This window comes from Ancylobacter sp. TS-1, assembly GCF_009223885.1.
Lineage (GTDB): Bacteria > Pseudomonadota > Alphaproteobacteria > Rhizobiales > Xanthobacteraceae > Ancylobacter.
This window is the reverse complement of the sequence record NZ_CP045144.1, coordinates 804,920-822,448: the sequence shown is the minus strand read 5'-3', so window position 1 is coordinate 822,448 and position 17,529 is coordinate 804,920. Positions and strand designations below refer to the sequence as shown.

Genomic DNA, 17,529 nt, shown 5'->3' with positions numbered 1-17,529 from the left:
CTCGCCGGGCGTTCTGAACGGGTCAGGGGCTGTCCGCGACTACTGGGCGGGCTGGGCGTTCTTGAGCTTCTCGGCGCCGAGCTTCTCAAGGCCGGCCTTGGTCTGCTGCTCGCGCTGGGCGGCTTCGGACTTCAGCTGCTCCTGGCGGGCCTTGACCTGCTCCTGAATCTTCTTGAGCTGCTCGTCGAAGACCTTCGGGTCGGTCGGGGCGCCGTCATAGACCTTGGCGAAGTCGCCGAGGCCGATCGGGTAGCTGATGATGCGGCCGACGGCATTGGCCACCTGGAGGGTGAGGCCCGGGGCCTTCTTCATGCGGTCGATGAACGCCTGGTCGACCTGCAGGTCGCCGCGGCAGACGCGCTCGTCGCACATGACGAAGGTGCCGAGGATCGGCTGCTCGTTGGCGAGCGCCACGCGGAAGCCGTTGCGCAGCAGCAGGCCGGTCGGGAAGGCGACCGTGAACGCCTTCTTCGGATCGTCCTTCACCTCGAACACGCCGAAACGCACGAGGAACTGCCCGGTGTCGGTGATGATGGACTGCTCCAGCTCACAGACTTCCTTGTTGATGCTCGGGTCCTGCCGGCACTGCTTGACCCACGGGAGCGGGATCGCCGGAATCTGGTGGGACTGCTGCCCACCGGCGGGCGCCTGCTGCGGGGCGTTGGCCGCAGGCTTGGCGGCCGGCTTGGCCGGCTGCGACTGGGCGAACACCGCGCCGCCGGAAAGGGTGAGCACCAGGGCCGCACCGGCAAGGCTGCGCGCGAGAGTGGAGCGTTTGATCATATCGTGTTCCTGTCGTGCGAACCGCAACGTGAGCGAAGGCAGCAGACGCCTCGGCGCCATTCGGGATCGAAAGGCTGTCTCCCGTTCAAATGAGGCGAGACAGTGACCCCACGGAATTTCAGTGTCCCGTTCATGCTAGAACTCACGCGAGAGTACCAGCCGAATCTTTGACGATGGGAGCCGAAGCGTGACCGATATCACCCGGCGCGTCCTCGGGCGCAATGTCTTAATCGCCGCGGGCAGTGCGGCAGCGGGATACCTGCGCCTTCCGTCGGCGCTCGCGCAGGCCGATCCCGGCGCAACGGGCGCCGGCCCGGTGCCCCAGCACGGTCTGGCGATGCATGGCGAGCCGCTCCACCCGGCCGGTTTCGCCCATTATCGCAGCGTAAATCCTGACGCTCCCAAGGGCGGGCGGCTTGCGCAGGCCGCCGTCGGTACCTTCGACAGCCTGAACCCGTTCATCGTGCGCGGAACGGCACCGCCTTTCATCCGCTGGAACGTCGTCGAGAGCCTGATGGCGCGCAGCCCTGACGAGGCGTTCACCTGCTACGGGCTGCTGGCACAGACGGTGGAGACCGACGACGCCCGCACCTATGTCGCGTTCACGATCGACCCGCGCGCGCGTTTCGCCGACGGTGCCCCGGTGACGGCCGAGGATGTGCTGTTCTCCTTCGAACTGTTGCGCAGCAGGGGCCGGCCGAACCATCGCAGCTACTATGGCAAGGTGGCGAAGGCGGAAGTGACGGGTGAGCGCACGATCCGCTTCACCTTCGGCGTGGTGGATCGGGAACTGCCGCTGATCCTCGCGTTGATGCCGGTGCTGGCGAAGCATGCGGTAGACCCGGAGACCTTCGAGCAGACGAGCTTCACGGCGCCGCTCGGCTCGGGTCCCTATGCCGTTACCGAGGTGAAGCCGGGAGAGATGGTCGTGCTCACGCGCCGGGCCGGCTATTGGGGCAACGCGCTGCCGGTCAATCGCGGCAACTACAATTTCGACAGCCTGCGCTACGACTTCTACCGGGACGTGAATTCCCAGTTCGAGGCCTTCAAGCGCGGGCTTTACGACATACGCTTCGAGACCGATCCGGGCCGCTGGAAGACCGGCTACGACATTCCCGCCGTGCGGGAGGGGCGCATCCTTACCGAACAGATCGAGACCGGAACGCCCAAGCCCTATTCCGCGCTCATCTTCAACATGCGCCGGCCGATCTTCGCCGATGCGCGGGTGCGCCAGGCCATGGTCGAGTTGTTCGACTTCGAATGGGCGAATGAGAACCTCTATTTCGGACTCTACCGGCGCAATGGCAGTTTCTACGACGGCTCGGAACTCTCCAGCCTCGGCCGGCCGGCGGATGCGCGCGAGCGCAGCCTGCTGTCCGCCTTCCCGGACGCCGTGCTGCCGGAGGTGATGGAGGGCACGTGGCGGGCGCCGGGCTCGGACGGCTCGGGCCGCGATCGCGAGACCTTGCGCCGCGCGCTCGACCTGTTCGCCGCCGCCGGCTGGGAACTGAAGGGCGGCGCCCTCGTCTCCCGGGCGGGCGGCACTCGCTTCGCCCCGGAACTGATCGTCGGCACCAAGGATCAGGAGCGCCTCGCCCTCGCCTACCAGAACATGCTGCGCCGCGCCGGCGTCACCCTCAACATCCGGCTCGTCGACAACGTGCAGTTCGAGGCGCGCAAGCAGACCTATGACTACGACATGGTGCCCTATATCTGGGACCAGTCGCTGTCCCCAGGCAACGAGCAGGCGTTCTATTTCGGCTCGGCGGCGGCCGACACGCCAGGGACGCGCAATTTCATGGGTCTCAAGAGTCCGGCGGTCGACGCGATGATCGAGGCGCTGCTGGCGGCGCGCGAGCGCGGGGAGTTCGTCTCCTGCGTGCGGGCCCTCGACCGCGTGCTGATTTCCGCGCGCTTTTCGCTTCCGCTCTTCTACACGCCGGGCCAGTGGGTGGCGCGGTGGCGGCAGGTCCAGCGGCCTGAGCAACTCGCCCTGTCGGGGACGCTGGCGGAAAGCTGGTGGCAGGGGCCGGGGTGAAACGCCACCGACTTTCGGTGGCGGGATTTCGTTCCCCGTGACGGCACGAAGGTCTGGACACGGCCGCCGGAACGCGGTCCTTAGGGGAAGAGGCGCCGTCCGGCGTCGCGCGAAAGCACGGCCGGGCGGTGGGAGTGAATGTCCTGGAGTTGGACCATGCGTTACGCCGCCGTTTCCCTTGCCGCGATACTGCTTGCGGGCGTGCTTCCCGCCGGCGCGCAGCAGTCGATCACCATCCGGCCCAAGGTGCAGCCGGATGGAGGGCTTGAGATCAGCATCCCCCCGGTCAACAACCCGAACTACCTCGACTACGGCCCGCTGCCCGACAAGCCGGGCTCCGACCACAGCATGGACTACATGAACCAGGCGGGCGGCGACTATATGGACCTGAGCGGTCCGGGTTCGAACGTCGATTCCGACGTCATGCCGGACAGCGACGGCGCCTACACCACCCCGCTCGAATGAGAGGCGGCCGCCAGCCCGGCGGCCCCCTTTGCCTCAGGCCGCCCGGGCTCCCTGCTCGGCGATCTTGGCAAGCTCCTTCAGGATGCCCGCGCTGCCCCTGAGCCGCGCCGTGGCATCCGGCCAGTCCTCCGAGAACACCACCTTGCCGTCGGGGCGCATCTTCGCCACGACGTGCGGCTTGCCGACATAGGCGATGAAGCCGGCCGGGTTGGGGAAGCGCCCGTCGCGGAAGGTGAGCACCATGCCGCGCGGGCCGGCGTCGACCTTCTCCACATTGGCGCGCCGGCACAGCGCCTTGATCGACACCAGCTTGAGAAGCTGCTCCACCTCTTCCGGCAGCGGGCCGAAGCGGTCGACCAGCTCGGCGCCGATGGACTCGATCTCCGCGTCGGTCTCCAGATCGGCGAGACGGCGATAGAGGGTGAGGCGGACATGCAGGTCCGCGACGTAATCCTCCGGAATCAGCACCGGCGTACCGATGGAGATGGTCGGCGACCATTTGTCGGCGACCGGCGCGGTGATGCCGGCCTTGAGGTTGGCGATCGCCTCCTCCAGCATCTCCTGGTAGAGCTCGTAGCCGACTTCCTTGATGTGGCCGGACTGCTCGTCGCCCAGCAGGTTGCCGGCGCCGCGAATGTCGAGGTCGTGGCTGGCGAGCTGGAAGCCCGCCCCCAGCGTATCCAGCGACTGCAACACCTTGAGGCGGCGGTCGGCCTGCGCGGTGATTGTCTTCTGCGCCGGCAGGGTGAAGATGGCATAGGCGCGGGTCTTCGAACGTCCGACGCGGCCGCGAAGCTGGTAGAGCTGGGCGAGGCCGAACATGTCGGCGCGGTGCACGATCAGCGTGTTGGCGGTCGGGATATCGAGGCCGGATTCGACGATGGTGGTCGACAGCAGCACGTCGAACTGTCCGTCATAGAAGGCGGACATGATGTCTTCGAGCTGCGTCGCCGCCATCTGGCCATGCGCCACTGCGACCCGCACCTCGGACACGTTCTTGTCGAGGAAGTCCTTCACCTCGGCAAGGTCCTCGATGCGCGGCACGACATAGAAACTCTGGCCGCCACGGTAGCGTTCGCGCAGCAGCGCCTCGCGCACGATCAGCGGGTCGAACGGCGTCACGAAACTGCGCACCGCGAGGCGGTCAACCGGCGGCGAGGCGATGATGGAGAGTTCGCGCACCCCGGTCATGGCGAGCTGCAGCGTGCGCGGAATCGGCGTGGCCGTGAGGGTCAGCACATGCACCTCGGCGCGCATCTGCTTCAGCCGCTCCTTGTGGCCGACGCCGAAATGCTGCTCCTCGTCGACGATGACAAGGCCGAGATCCTTGAACGCGATCGCCTTGCCGAGCAGCGCATGGGTTCCGACCACGATATCGACCGTGCCGTCGGCAAGGCCCTTCTTGGTCTCTGAAAGCTCCTTGCCAGTGACGAGGCGCGAGGCCTGACGCACGATGACCGGCAGGCCCTTGAACCGCTCGGTGAAGGTCTTGAAATGCTGGCGGGCCAGCAGCGTTGTCGGCACCACCACCGCCACCTGCTTGCCGTTGAGTGCGACGGCGAAGGCGGCGCGCAACGCCACCTCGGTCTTGCCGAAGCCGACATCGCCGCACACCAGCCGGTCCATCGGATGGCCGGAGCCGAGATCGTCGAACACCGCCTCGATGGCGGCTTCCTGATCCTCGGTTTCCTCATAGGGGAAGCGGGCGCGGAATTCGTCATAGAGGCCGGCGGCCGGGACGAGGCGCGGCGCTTCCTGCGTCTGGCGCTGCGCGGCGACCTTGATGAGCTCGGCCGCCATCTCGCGGATGCGGCTCTTCATGCGCGCCTTGCGCGCCTGCCATCCGCCGCCGCCCAGCCGGTCGAGCTGCGCCTCGGTGTCCTCGGAACCGTAGCGCGAGAGCAGTTCGAGGTTCTCCACCGGCAGGAACAGCTTGGAGCCTTCCGCGTAGTGGATTTCCAGGCAGTCGTGCGGGGCGCCCATCGCCTCGATGGTCTTGAGCCCGATGAAGCGGCCGATGCCGTGGTCGACATGCACCACGAGATCGCCGGCGGTCAGCGAAGTCAGTTCGGCGATCACGTCCTGCGGGCGGCGCGCCTTGCGCTTGGGCCGCACCAGACGGTCGCCGAGAATGTCCTGCTCGCCGATGACGACGAGCTGATCCGTCTCGAAGCCGGTCTCGATGCCGAGCACGGCGAGGGCGATGGTCCCCTTGGGCAGCGTGTCGGCGGCATCGCGCGAGCCCACCGTCTGCGTGCCCTTGAGGCCGTGATCGGCGAGCACGGTAGACAGTCGGTCGCGCGAGCCGTCCGACCAGGCGGCGAGAATGGTGCGCTTCGTCTTCGCGGTTTCGCGCAGATACTCCGCGGCGACGTCGAAGAGCGGCGCCTCCGGGTCGGCGCGCTCGGGCGCGAAGGAGCGGGCCGGCCGACCGCCGAGATCGAGCACATCCTTCGATTCCGGCAGGGCGAAGCCGGTGATGGCGATGATGCGCGCCGCCCGCTCGCGGGCCTCCCACTCCTCGGCGGTGAGGTAGAGCGCGTCGGGCGGCAGCGGCTTGTAGGGCGCGCCGCCGCCATGCTCCATCCCGTGCCGGCGGGCGTCGAAATAGTCGGCGATCTGGTCGAGCCGCGAAGTTGCCGCCTCGTTGCCCTGCGCCTCCATCACGACCGGCGCGTTGGGGGCGTAGTCGAACAGGGTGTCGAGCCCGTCATGGAACAGCGGCAGCCAGTGTTCCATGCCCGGATAGCGCCGACCTTCGCTCACTGCCTCATAGAGCAGATCGCCCCGCTGGGCGGCGCCGAAGGCGGCAACATAGGCCATGCGGAAGCGGCGCATCGATTCCGTGGTGAGCTGCAATTCGCTCATCGGCACGAGGTCGAGCGCGCGCATCTGCGCGGCCGTGCGCTGGGTCTCGGGATCGAAGGAGCGGATGGATTCCAGCGTGTCGCCGAAGAAGTCGAGCCGCACCGGCGCCGGAAGTCCCGGCGGGAACAGGTCGACGATGCCGCCGCGCACTGCATATTCGCCGGTGTCGCGCACGGTGGAGGTGCGCTGGAAGCCGTTGATCTCGGCCCAACCGACCACCTCGTCGAGCGACAGCGCATTGCCCGGCGCCGCCGAGAACGACTGTGTGGCCACGAGGGCGCGCTTCGGCACGCGCTGGAGCACCGAATTGACCGTGGTCAGCACGATGCTGCCAGCCTCGCGCCCCTTCACCCGGGCGAGGCGCGCCAGCGTCGTCATGCGGCGCGCGATGACGGCGGCGTTAGGCGAGGCGCGGTCATAGGGCAGGCAGTCCCACGCCGGGAACGGCAGCACCTCGACGCCCGGCGCGAAGAAGCCGAGCGCGCGCTCCAGCTCCGCCATGCGCTCGGTGTCGCGGCAGATGACGACCAGCGTCGGCCAGGGGGCGTCGTCCTGCGCCGCCAGCGCGCGGGCGAGGTCGGCGACCACCAGCCCTTCCATGCCGGAGGGCACATTGGCGAGCGTCAGCGTCCGGCCCGGGGCAAGGCGGGTGGCGAGGGCGGAAAGCGGGGTCTTCATATCTCGGGTACGCCCTCACCCGACAGGTGGAACTGCCGGAAGCGGTGGAAAATGGGGGTGTCGAATTCCGGGGCCGGTGTGCCGGAGTTGATCCAGCCGAACAGGTCGGGATCCTCGACCTCGATCAGCAGCTCGAAATCGGCCACGTCCTGTTCGCTCAGATCGCCGATATGGGCATCGGCGAAACGGCCCATCAGCAGGTCCATCTCGCGGGTGCCGCGATGCCAGGCGCGGTAGAGGATGCGGCGGCGGCGGGCGTCGAGACCCGCGCTCGAACGCGTGGTTCCGGTCATGTCTAGGCCTCGGTGTCGCGGGCGCGCGCACGGCGCGGCCCGGAGAAGGCGGAGTGTTTAGCGCGCCCGGCGCCCGCTGTCAGGTAGGCATTGGGCGAGGGCGCACCGTGCTCTTCATGGAACAAGCCGAAGAGCCGTCGTCATGTCCCGGACAAGCTGCACGACGTGCAGCGCCGATCCGGGACCCAGCGCAGACTCTTCCTCCGCAATCCATCCCCCGCCGACCGCGCCCGCCGCATTGCGCGCCGCGCCGCCTTCGTCCACCTTTCCGCCATCATGCGGCCCGACATCCTCAACCCCTATTTCGCCGAGATCACCGGCCTGCAAGGCATCGGCCCGAAGCTCGCCCGACCGTTCAACCGGCTGCTCGGCCGGGAGGACGGCGCGCGGGTGCTCGATCTGCTGATGCACCTGCCCTCCTCCACCATCGACCGGCGCGCCCGTCCCACGCTCTCGCAGGTCGTGCCGGACTCGGTGGTGACGCTGGAAATCGTCGTCGACCGGCATGTGCCCACCCCGCGCGGCTCGCGGGCGCCCTACCGCGTCTATGCCCATGACGAGACGGGCGACATCGTGCTGGCCTTCTTCAAGGCCGAGCGGAGCTGGATGGAACGGCTGCTGCCCGTCGGCGAGACGCGCTGGGTGTCGGGCACCGTCACGCTCTATGACGGCATGCACCAGATGACGCATCCGGACCGCGTGGTGGACGCCGCCGGCCTTGCGAAGCTGCCGCCCATCGAGCCGGTCTACCCGCTGGTGGAGGGGCTCGGCCAGGGCCATCTGCGCCGCGCCGTCGAGGCGGCGCTGAACGAGACGCCGGAACTGCCGGAATGGCAGGCCGAGCCGCCCGCCATCGGTTTCCACGCCGCGCTGCGCACGGTTCACCAGCCACGCGAAACGCTGGATGCGAGCCCGCTCGGCCCGGCGTGGCAGCGGCTCGCCCATGACGAATTGCTGGCCGGCCAGCTCGCGCTGGCGCTGCTGCGGGCGCGAACCATCGAGGAGACCGGACGGTCGAGCCTCGGCGACGGCGCCCTCTCGGATCGCATCCTCGCCGCCCTGCCCTTCGCGCTAACCGGCTCGCAGGTCGGGGCGCTTGAGGCGATCCGGGCCGATCTGGCCTCGGCCAACCGCATGCTGCGGCTGCTGCAGGGCGATGTCGGCTCGGGCAAGACGGTGGTGGCGCTGCTGGCGGCAGCCACCGTCGTCGAGGCCGGCCGGCAGGCGGCGCTGATGGCGCCGACCGAAATTCTCGCCCGCCAGCACCTCAAGACCATCGAACCGCTGGCGCAGGCCGCCGGCCTTCGGGTGGCGCTGCTGACCGGGCGCGAGAAGGGCCGCGCGCGGGCAGACGTTCTGGCCGGGCTGGCGGCGGGGGTGATCGATCTCGTCATCGGCACCCATGCGCTGTTCCAGGAGGGCGTCACCTTCCACGATCTCGCCCTCGCCATCGTCGACGAGCAGCACCGCTTCGGTGTCCATCAGCGCCTTGCGCTGGCCTCCAAGGGCGAGGCGGTCGATGTGCTGGTGATGACGGCGACGCCGATCCCGCGCACGCTGGTGCTGACCTATTTCGGCGACATGGATTCCAGCGAGCTGCGCGAGAAGCCCGCCGGCCGCAAGCCGATCGACACCCGCGCGGTGCCGTCCGACCGCATCGACGACGTCGTCTCCAGCCTCGGGCGGGCGCTGGCGGAAGGCCGACGGGCCTACTGGATCTGCCCGCTGGTGGAGGAATCGGAGAATTCCGACCTTGCCGCCGCCGAAGCGCGCTTCGAGGATCTGCGCCACTGGTTCGGCGACAGGGTCGGACTGGTCCACGGCAAGATGAAGGGAGCGGAGAAGGACGCCGCCATGGCCGCCTTCGCGGCCGGGCAGACGCAACTCCTCGTCGCCACCACCGTCGTCGAGGTTGGCGTCGATGTGCCGGAAGCCAGCATCATCGTCATCGAGCACGCCGAGCGCTTCGGCCTCGCCCAGCTTCACCAGCTGCGCGGGCGGGTCGGGCGCGGCGATGTCGCCTCGACCTGCCTGCTGCTCTATCGCCGTCCGCTGGGCGAGGTCGCGCGCCAGCGTCTGGAGGCGCTGCGGGCCTCGGAGGACGGGTTCTTCCTGGCCGAGGAGGATCTGCGCCTGCGCGGCGAGGGCGACCTGCTCGGAACGCGGCAGAGCGGATTCCCCGGATTCCGGCTGGCGCGGCTCGATGTGCATGGCGATCTTTTGGCTAGGGCGCGTGCGGAAGCGACAGCATTGGTCAAGAGCGATCCCGATCTGTCGGGCCCGCGCGGGGCGGCCCTGCGTCTGCTCCTGCATATTTTTGAACGCGACGTGGCCGTGAAGCTCCTAAAGGCGGGCTGAACATCCTATGATCTTGGTCGAACGACTTCACGCAGCGACTATGCGAACCCGGATGACGGAGCGGCGGCCGATTCTTTCTTCCCTAACGGCACCCACGCGCTGGGTGTTGTTTGCGCTCGGCTGGGTGTGCGTGGCGCTGGGCGTTGTCGGCATCGTCACCCCGGTCATGCCGGGAACGGTGTTTCTCATTCTGGCGGCGTGGCTGTTCGCGCGGTCCTCGCCCCGCTTCGAGAACTGGCTGCTGACGCATCCCCGGCTTGGCCCGTCCGTCGTCGCCTGGCGCGCCTCGGGCGTGGTCCCGCGCTGGGCGCAGCTGGTGGCGACCGGCAGCATGGCGTGCAGCTTCGCGCTGCTGGTCTTCCTCGGCCTCTCCGTGCCGGTGCTGGCGATCATCGGCGTCATTTTCGCCGGGGTCAGCCTCTATCTGCTCACCCGCCCGGTGGCCTGATGGCGGCAAGCGGCGCGCCTGTCGGGATGATCCTCGCCGGTGGCCTGTCGCGGCGGCTCGGCGGCGGCGACAAGGCGCTGCGCCGGATCGGCGGCGAAACCCTTCTCGCGCGGATCGCCCGCCGCCTGACGCCGCAGGTGAGCGTGCTGCTGCTCAACGCCAACGGCCCGGCCGAACGCTTCGGCCTCCCCCTGCCGGTGGTGCCGGATGAATTGCCCGACACACCCGGACCGCTGGCCGGTATCCTCGCCGGGCTCGACCATGTGGCACGCGCATTTCCCGGCAAGCCTTTCCTGCTCACCGTGCCCGCCGACTGCCCCTTTCTCCCGAACGATCTCGCCGCGCGCCTCGCGGGCGCCGCCGGGACGGCGGGCGCAGCCTATGCCGCCTCCGGTGGGCGGTCTCATCCGGTGGTGGGGCTGTGGCGGGTCGAGGCGCGGGAGGACCTGCGCGCCCTGCTGGTCGCGGAAGGCGAGCGGCGGGTGGAGCGCTGGATCGAACGCTGCGGCGCCGTGCCGGTGGAATGGCCGGCCGCGCCCTTCGACCCGTTCTTCAACGTCAACACGCCGGACGACCTCGCCGAAGCCGAGCGGCTGGCCGAAGCCTATCCCGCGCTCTGACCGGACGGCGGGCGCCAGGCGATGCCGTCGAGCGGGGCGGCATGCTGGTCGACGAAATCGGCAATGGCCTCGATGTCGCCGAGGTCGATGACCGGCAGCGGCGACTCCGGCAAGGCATGGTCGGAGGCGATGCCGACGATGTAGGGATCGTCCGGATGAAGGAACGGCTTGCCGACCTCCGCCCGGTGGATCTCGAGCTTGGGGTGATGGTCGCGCTTGAAGCCCTCGACGAGCACCAGATCGACCGGCGACAGATGGGCCACGAGTTCCGGCAGGTCGGGCTCGGGCGTCCCGCGCAGCTCGTGCATCAGCGCCCAGCGATTGGCCGAGGAGACCAGAACCTCGTTGGCGCCGACGACGCGATGGGTGTGCGAATCCTTGCCGGGCTTGTCGACGTCGAATTCGTGATGGGCGTGCTTGATGGTGGAGACGCGGTGCCCGCGCCCCACCAGCACGGGGATGAGGCGCGCCAGTAGCGTCGTCTTGCCCGATCCGCTCCAGCCGGCAAAGCCGATCAGCCGCATGCTCGCCTCCTCTTGCGCTGTCTCCCCGTCAGAGTTCGGGCTTGGGCCTGCCGGCGTCAAGGCGTCGAGGGAGACCGCGCACGCTTTCCCCTTGCCCGCCGCGCGGGCGCGTCCTACTGCGGCGGGGGAGTTGCGTGCGATGGATGAAGCGAACAGTCCGCTCAGGCTCGATCTCAAGGGGCTGAAATGTCCCCTGCCCGCGCTGCACACGCGGCGCGCGCTGGAGCGTGCGGCGGCGGGTGGGGTGATCGTGGTCGAATGTACCGATCCGATGGCGGTGATCGACATCCCCCATCTCGTCCGCCAGACCGGAAACAGCCTCGAAGGGCAGACGTCGGAAGACGGTGTACTCGCCTTCCGCATCCGGAAGACGGCCTGAGGGCGCCTCAGGCGGTTCAGCCTCAGGCGTCGTGCCAGTCGAAGGGGAGCGGCGCCTCGCGGAAGGCGAAGCGATCGAGATGGCGGGCCACCACGCCCTTCATCGTCTCCAGCGTCCCGGCATCGCCGGCCTCGATGCGCACGTCGAGGGCGTCGGGCCCGGCGTCCATGGTCGCCAGCGCGCCGTCGGGCAGCTTCACCTCGCCGTGCCGCGGGTCGAAGGCGACTTCCAGCTTGTGCGCCCAGTGCTTGCAGAGCTGCTGCAGGTAGCGGCTGGCATGGGCGGTGGGGACATGGGCATGGGTGGAGGCCATCTCTTCCTTCCTCATGGTTTCAAAATACCACGGGCCGGCAATCCCAAACCGTGGACGAATCGCGTGCCGCGCGGCCTTATGGACGTCGCTCCGGTGGCGTCCCGCGAGCGAACTGGGAGACGTCCATGCGACTGCCGCGTCTTTTCCTCGTCGTTGCGGCGCTGGCCGCCGTGCTGGGTCTCGCCGGCGCCGCGAACGCGCAGACATCGCCGCGTCCGCCATGGGCTGCGGCGCCCATAACGGCCAAGCCGGGAAAGCCGCTGCCGACGCGCGCCGACACCCATGTCTATCTGCTTCGGGGCCTTTTCGGGGTCTTCTCGCAGGGAATTGATGCCCTGGCCGCCGAACTCGTCAGCCTCGGCTACACCTCGGAAGTCTATGGCTGGGACGAGTCGCAGAAGGTGATCGACCAGATCGGCGCCCGCTTCGCCGCCGGCCATACCGGACCTGTGGTGGTGATCGGCCATTCGCTCGGCGCCAATGCGACCATCGCGGTAGCGGCCGCCGTCGCGCCGCAGGACATCCCCGTTGATCTCGCAGTGACCTTCGACGCCACCGATCCCGGACTGGTGCCGGAGAATGTCGCAGTCTTCATCAATTTCTGGGCTGAAGACGGCTTCGGCAAGCCGGTCTCCGCCGTGCCCGGCTACACGGGCCAGCTTGAGAATTTCGACCTGTCCGGCGAGCCAGGCATCGACCATACCAGCATCGACACGCGCGAGCGCTTCCACCAGTTCGTCATCACCACGCTCGAAAGCATGACCGGAAACTGAGTCCGGCTTCCGCCGTCTGTTTCCCGGCGTACTCCATTTGGGAGCTTCGCGGCCTTCTCGCGGGTGCGATGTTGCATTGCCGAATGCGACCTCGCTGAGGCGATCCTTCCTTCCCCGGCGCCGCCCGTCCCCGCGAATGAGTGTGCGGGCGGTGCCGGGACCCTTTTTGAGAGCGCCTTCGGCCGATGACGGGCCGTGCGGCGGATCGCGTCACCGGGTCCACCGTTTCAGGCGCGTGAGCAGCGGGGCAGCAGCGGCCAGTTCCAGCGCGTCGATCCGGGCCGCGAGTTGCGCGATCTCATCGCGGGCGGCGTCCAACTCCCGCTCGCGGTCCTGCAGCAGCGCCTCCAGCCCGGCCGCGCGGCGGGTATCCCAGGTGTCGCGCGTCTCGAATTCCAACCGCGCCGGCGCCTCGATGTCATAGGCGTTGAGCGCCTCCAAATGGTGCGCGATCCGCCCCGTCCGCCGCTGGGGAGCGTCCGACGCCTTGCGGAAGACCGCGACGAAATCCGCCCAGCCATCACCACCCGGTCGGCCGATGAAGGATTCGACGAGTTCCGCCGGGAGGCCGTTGCGTTGCGCCCAGATCGCGAGCGCGTGCCCGGCATCAGGATAGAAGCGCCAGCAGTCGACGGGGTAGCGGTGGAAATGGTGGTTGCTCGGCGCGTTGACATAGACGAGGCCGCCCGGCCGCAGCACCCGCACAAGCTCAAGGAAGGTCTGCCAGAAGCAGGGATCGTGCTCGAAGGCGGAACTGGTCACGGCGACATCGACGCTCGCATCGGCGAGCGGCAGCGGCTGCCCGGGTGCGACGACGAGATCGACCCCGTTGCCCGGCTCAAGGTCGATCCCGACATAATGGGCGCCCGGCGGGCAGTGGTCGCGCAGCGTGCCGTTGACGTTCTGGCTCCCGAGTTCGATCACCGTGCGAAACCCGGGCTGCCAGTAGAGGCCGAAGAACAGGCGTGCGGTCGCATAGGCGGTGTCGTGCATGATAGTCTCCGGCGGTTCGGCCCGCCCTTCCGGATGGACCGACGTCAGGCGCCGTCCGGGCCGGGAGGAGCGATCAGCGCCAGCGCATTGTCCAGCGGCATCGGCCGCCCGGTCAGGAAGCCCTGGACGAAATCGCAGCCGAGCCCTTCGACGGCATCCAGCGTTTCCGCCGTCTCGATGCCCTCGGCGACAACGGACATGCCGAGTGCGTGGGCCAGTTCCACCATGACGGCGACGATCTTGCGCGCCCGCTCGTCCTGCTCGAAGTCGCGCACGAAGGAGCGGTCGATCTTCAGCACGTCCGCCGGCAATTGCTGGAGGTAGCTGAAGCTGGAATAGCCGGTGCCGAAATCGTCGATGGCGACCGTGCAGCCCAGCGCCTTGAGCTGCTGGATGACGTTCGAGGCCGTTGCCGGTTGCAGCATGAGCATGCTCTCGGTGATCTCGATGCGCAGCGCGGCACCAGACAGATCATGGCGCGCCAGCAGCGCGGTGATGCGCGCGACCAGATCCGGTGCGGCCACCTGCGGCGCGGCGAGATTCACCGAGACATAGAGCGGAGTCTCATCCGCGGCGCGGCCGGCGTTCCAGCTCGCGCAGGCCCGCGCCGCCTGTTCGAGGATGATGTCGCCGAGAGGGTCCATCAGCCCGACGGCCTCGGCGAGCGGGATGAAATCGCTGGGCGGCAGCGGTCCGAGGCGCGGATGGGTCCAGCGCGCCAGCGCCTCGAAGCCCGCGACCGCGCGGGTGCGGCAGTCGACGATGGGCTGGAACACCGCGAAGATCTCGTCCGTGCCCGACATCACCGCCTCGCGCAGCGCGATCTCCAGCGCCAGCCTCTGCTGGTGGTCGGCGCGCAGCGATTCGTCGAAGACGCGCCAGCGCCCGGCGCGCCCGGCGCGCGAGGCCATCTCGGCGTCGCGCAGGGTCTGCTCGATGGCGCCGGTCCCGGTCGCGAAGCCGATGCTGGTGTCGAGATAGAAGCGCCGGCCCTCCACCTCGATCGGCGTATGGAACGGCACTTCCAGTTCCGCCGCGAGCGCCTCGGGAACGGTCAGGCGGTCGAGAATGACGGCGAACTCGCTCTCCGAGGTGCGGGCCAGCAGGGTTTCCGGCTGCAGGCACCCACGCAGCCTTTCCGCGACGGCGACGACGAGGGGCCGGATGAATTCCTCGCCGAGGCTGGCCGACAGGATGCCGAGATCGGGCAGCCGCAGCACCAGCGCCCCTCTCGGCATGTCGGCGCGGGCCTGCACCTCGCGCACCACGCCGGCGCGGTTGGGAAGCGACGTCACCGTGTCGGTATAGGCCAGCCGCTCCAGCGCCTCCTTGGCCCGGATGCGGTCGGAGATGTCGCGGATATAGGCCGTGAAAAGCCGGCGCTGGTCGGTGCGGATCTCGGTGACGGTCAGTTCGATCGGGAAGATCCGCCCGTCGCTGGCGCAGCCTTCGATCTCGATGCGGCGTCCGAGAATGCTCGGGTGCGCGCCGGTGAGGTAACGGCTCATGCCGGCTTCATGCGCCTGCCGGTGGCGCGCCGGCACGATGGTGTCGCCGAGCAGGCGCCCGAGGATCGCGGTGCGCGTACGGCCGAACATCGCCTCGGCGGCGGGGTTGAAGTCGACGATCTGGCCGGCTTCGTCGATGGTGACGATGGCGTCGAGCGCAGCGACGAGCATGGCGAGCCGCGTCGCCTCGCTGAGCGCGCGCCCCGCCCGCGAGCGCTCCACCGCGAGCGCGCAGAGTTCGGCCAGCGCCTGGAACGCCGCTCGCTCCTCGGGGCTCCAGACCTTCTCCAGGTCGTCGGAGGCGACGCAGAAATGGCCCCACCAGCGCCCGTCCACCATTACCGGCACGGTATAGAAGCTGACGATGTCGGCGGCATGGAAATAGGCGCGGAGATAGCCTTGGAGGTCGCGCGTGCGACCCTCGATCACCTCGCCGCGTGTGCGGCGCTCGGCCCATTCGCGCTGGAGCGCATCGGCCTCGGCGACCCGGACCGGGGGATGGCAGTTGTCGGCCAGCGACGACAGGCCCGGCCGTGCCCAGTCGATCCGGCAGGTGACGAAAAGCCCCGGCGTGTGGGCATTGTGGACTTCGAAGAGAGCCACGCGGCTGAGCTTCAGCTCGGTGCCGAGACGGGCAAACGAGGCGGCAATGTCGCGCGGCCAGTCGCCATGCCCGCTCATGCCGGCGATGAAGGAACTCATCACCGACAGCAGACGGCTCGACACTCCGTTGTCCTGCATCACCTCACGCATACCTCCGCCCGCTCACCCTGCCGGGAGGAGAAACGAAGGCCCTGCCTCGGCTCCAGCCCTGCCCACCAGCGCCGCAGGGCTGGCGGCCGCCAAGCGCGAGGCGGACGTCCTGTGTTTCCTTGCGTATAGGAGTACCCGGTTTCCCGTTGGACCGGAAGCTGGAATCCCGCGGCCGCGTCGGCACATCCGCGCCCGGGTCCGCGCGGTGGAGCAAGCCGGGCGACCGGCTTGCCATCGGAGAGCGAAACCCTTAAGCCCCGTCCCGTGGGAGCCCGTAGCTCAGCCGGTAGAGCACGTGACTTTTAATCATGGGGTCCTGGGTTCGAGTCCCAGCGGGCTCACCACGAATTCGGCCGGTATCCGATGCTGCGCCGCCTTCCGTCAGCTATAGGACGAGACCTCGATCAGGTTGCCGTCGGGGTCGCGCACATAGACCGACTGGATGTCGCCCTGCGCGCCCGGCTTGACGACCGGGCCGAGTTCGATGGCGACGCCGCATCGCCCGAAATGGGCGAAGACCTCCTCCGGGCCGATGTCGGTCAGGAAGCAGATGTCGTCGCTTCCCGGCTGCGGGCTCAGCCCGGTGAACCAGACCTCCGGCGAAACGGAGATGGGGCGCAGATTGATCTTGTTGCGCCCGAACATCATGCTGGTCCGCACGGGCCCGCCCTGCTTCGGCACGCTGTCGAGTCGTGTCATCCCCAGCACCCGGGCGTACCATTCCGCCGCCACCTCGACGTCGCGGACATTGAGGACGAGGTGATCGAACGCGTTGACCTTCAGCATGGCGGGGCTCTCTGTTTCCTTGGGCGGCATTGTTCTGGGAGACCCGGCGCGCCGAAGGCGACGTGCCGGCCGGTCTCATGATTTCCGCATCTTAGCCGCGGATGCGTGCCCGTATCCATCCGTGCCAAGGCGTCGCTTAGGCGAATTGCAATTTCGCAAGAACACCCTGTCGATCATACCGCTTCCGATGCACGGGAACGGCTACTAGCTTCCCCGACAACATTCATGCGGACCGCTGCCGCGTCCCGCAAGCCGTTGAAGGAGTTGCCGTCATGGCCAAAGTTCTCGTGCTCTACCATTCCGCCTATGGCCACATCGAAGCCATGGCCAATGCCGTCGCCGAAGGTGCCCGCGAGGCCGGCGCCACGGTCGACGTCAAGCGCGTGCCCGAGACGGTGCCGGAAGAGGTCGCCCGCGCCAATCACTTCAAGCTCGATCAGGCGGCGCCCGTCGCCACCGTCGACGAACTGAAGAATTACGACGCCATCATCTTCGGCGCCGGCACCCGCTTCGGCACGGTCGCCTCGCAGATGCGCAGCTTCATCGACCAGACCGGCGGCCTGTGGTTCACCGGCGCTCTGGTCGGCAAGGTCGGCTCGGTGTTCACCTCGTCCGCCACCCAGCATGGCGGCCAGGAGTCCACCATTCTCGGCTTCATCCCGACGCTGCTCCATCACGGCATGGTGGTGGTCGGCCTGCCCTACGCCTTCCAGGGCCAGACCGGCGTCGACGAGATCAAGGGCGGCTCGCCCTACGGTGCTTCGACCATCACCGACGGCGACGGCTCGCGCCAGCCCTCCAAGGTCGAGCTGGACGGCGCCCGTTTCCAGGGCAAGCACGTGGCGACCATCGCCGGCAAGCTGGCTGTGTGATTATGGAAGACGGCTGCGCCCGGTCTGGTGCCGGGCGCAGCTGTTTCAGGCGTCATCCCGGCCGAAGCGAAGCGCAG

Annotated in this window: 16 protein-coding genes and 1 tRNA gene; 9 read left to right on the top strand and 8 right to left on the bottom strand. The window is 68.5% G+C overall.

Annotated elements, in window-relative coordinates; all coding sequences use genetic code 11:
- Positions 1–39 precede the first annotated feature (39 nt).
- On the bottom strand, positions 40–783 hold the full coding sequence (locus tag GBB76_RS03955) for an invasion associated locus B family protein (protein ID WP_152302079.1): 744 nt from the start codon (positions 781–783) through the stop codon (positions 40–42).
- Between the two features lie 337 nt (positions 784–1,120).
- Between GBB76_RS03955 and GBB76_RS03950 the strand changes: the two genes are divergently transcribed.
- The gene (locus tag GBB76_RS03950) at positions 1,121–2,821 is read left to right on the top strand and encodes an extracellular solute-binding protein (RefSeq protein ID WP_152304743.1); all 1,701 of its coding nucleotides are present in this window, start codon (positions 1,121–1,123) and stop codon (positions 2,819–2,821) included.
- Positions 2,822–2,977: 156 nt separating this feature from the next.
- Complete coding sequence (locus GBB76_RS03945) at positions 2,978–3,286, top strand: hypothetical protein (protein WP_152302078.1); 309 nt, start codon at positions 2,978–2,980, stop codon at positions 3,284–3,286.
- Between the two features lie 33 nt (positions 3,287–3,319).
- Here GBB76_RS03945 and mfd read toward each other — a convergent pair whose 3' ends face one another.
- Both mfd and GBB76_RS03935 read right to left on the bottom strand, forming a co-directional pair.
- Complete coding sequence (mfd, locus tag GBB76_RS03940; RefSeq protein WP_152302077.1) at positions 3,320–6,832, bottom strand: transcription-repair coupling factor; 3,513 nt, start codon at positions 6,830–6,832, stop codon at positions 3,320–3,322.
- Positions 6,829–7,125: a succinate dehydrogenase assembly factor 2 gene (locus tag GBB76_RS03935; protein WP_152302076.1), complete on the bottom strand. Its 297-nt coding sequence runs from the start codon at positions 7,123–7,125 to the stop codon at positions 6,829–6,831. Before GBB76_RS03935 ends, mfd begins: the two co-directional genes overlap by 4 nt.
- Before the next feature lie 276 nt (positions 7,126–7,401).
- On the opposite strand from GBB76_RS03935, the gene recG reads away from it, so the two are divergent.
- From recG to mobA, 3 genes are all read left to right on the top strand, one after another.
- A complete protein-coding gene (gene recG / locus GBB76_RS03930; RefSeq protein ID WP_152304742.1) occupies positions 7,402–9,483 on the top strand; it encodes an ATP-dependent DNA helicase RecG in 2,082 nt (693 codons plus the stop codon).
- A 103-nt stretch (positions 9,484–9,586) separates the two neighbouring features.
- Complete coding sequence (locus GBB76_RS03925) at positions 9,587–9,931, top strand: YbaN family protein (RefSeq protein ID WP_246669032.1); 345 nt, start codon at positions 9,587–9,589, stop codon at positions 9,929–9,931.
- The gene (mobA, locus tag GBB76_RS03920; RefSeq protein ID WP_152302074.1) at positions 9,931–10,551 is read left to right on the top strand and encodes a molybdenum cofactor guanylyltransferase MobA; all 621 of its coding nucleotides are present in this window, start codon (positions 9,931–9,933) and stop codon (positions 10,549–10,551) included. The genes GBB76_RS03925 and mobA overlap by 1 nt, the downstream gene beginning before the upstream one ends.
- Here mobA and mobB read toward each other — a convergent pair.
- Positions 10,536–11,075, bottom strand: a complete 540-nt coding sequence (gene mobB / locus GBB76_RS03915; protein WP_152302073.1) for a molybdopterin-guanine dinucleotide biosynthesis protein B — start codon at positions 11,073–11,075, stop codon at positions 10,536–10,538. The two genes, mobA and mobB, sit on opposite strands and share 16 nt — an antisense overlap.
- Positions 11,076–11,214: 139 nt before the next feature.
- On the opposite strand from mobB, the gene GBB76_RS18725 reads away from it, so the two are divergent.
- Positions 11,215–11,454, top strand: a complete 240-nt coding sequence (locus GBB76_RS18725; protein WP_202911167.1) for a sulfurtransferase TusA family protein — start codon at positions 11,215–11,217, stop codon at positions 11,452–11,454.
- 22 nt (positions 11,455–11,476) lie between these two features.
- Here the strand turns inward: GBB76_RS18725 and GBB76_RS18720 are convergent, their stop codons facing one another.
- Positions 11,477–11,767 carry a DUF2218 domain-containing protein gene (locus GBB76_RS18720; protein WP_202911166.1) on the bottom strand — a complete coding sequence of 97 codons (291 nt, stop codon included), beginning with the start codon at positions 11,765–11,767 and terminating at the stop codon, positions 11,477–11,479.
- Positions 11,768–11,892: 125 nt separating this feature from the next.
- Here GBB76_RS18720 and GBB76_RS03905 point away from each other — a divergent pair, with 125 nt between their 5' ends.
- Entirely contained in the window at positions 11,893–12,540 is a 648-nt protein-coding gene (locus tag GBB76_RS03905; protein ID WP_152302072.1) for an alpha/beta hydrolase, read from the top strand.
- 210 nt (positions 12,541–12,750) lie between these two features.
- Here the strand turns inward: GBB76_RS03905 and GBB76_RS03900 are convergent, their stop codons facing one another.
- Positions 12,751–13,533 (bottom strand): class I SAM-dependent methyltransferase, encoded by a 783-nt coding sequence (locus GBB76_RS03900; protein WP_152302071.1) that lies wholly within the window; start codon positions 13,531–13,533, stop codon positions 12,751–12,753.
- Positions 13,534–13,577: 44 nt separating this feature from the next.
- Complete coding sequence (locus GBB76_RS03895; RefSeq protein WP_162375470.1) at positions 13,578–15,767, bottom strand: bifunctional diguanylate cyclase/phosphodiesterase; 2,190 nt, start codon at positions 15,765–15,767, stop codon at positions 13,578–13,580.
- A 295-nt stretch (positions 15,768–16,062) separates the two neighbouring features.
- On the opposite strand from GBB76_RS03895, the gene GBB76_RS03890 reads away from it, so the two are divergent.
- Positions 16,063–16,138: transfer RNA gene (locus tag GBB76_RS03890), tRNA-Lys, on the top strand.
- A 37-nt stretch (positions 16,139–16,175) separates the two neighbouring features.
- Here the strand turns inward: GBB76_RS03890 and GBB76_RS03885 are convergent.
- A complete protein-coding gene (locus GBB76_RS03885; RefSeq protein ID WP_152302069.1) occupies positions 16,176–16,580 on the bottom strand; it encodes a VOC family protein in 405 nt (134 codons plus the stop codon).
- A 272-nt stretch (positions 16,581–16,852) separates the two neighbouring features.
- Here GBB76_RS03885 and wrbA point away from each other — a divergent pair, with 272 nt between their 5' ends.
- On the top strand, positions 16,853–17,452 hold the full coding sequence (gene wrbA / locus GBB76_RS03880; protein WP_152302068.1) for an NAD(P)H:quinone oxidoreductase: 600 nt from the start codon (positions 16,853–16,855) through the stop codon (positions 17,450–17,452).
- Positions 17,453–17,529 lie beyond the last annotated feature (77 nt).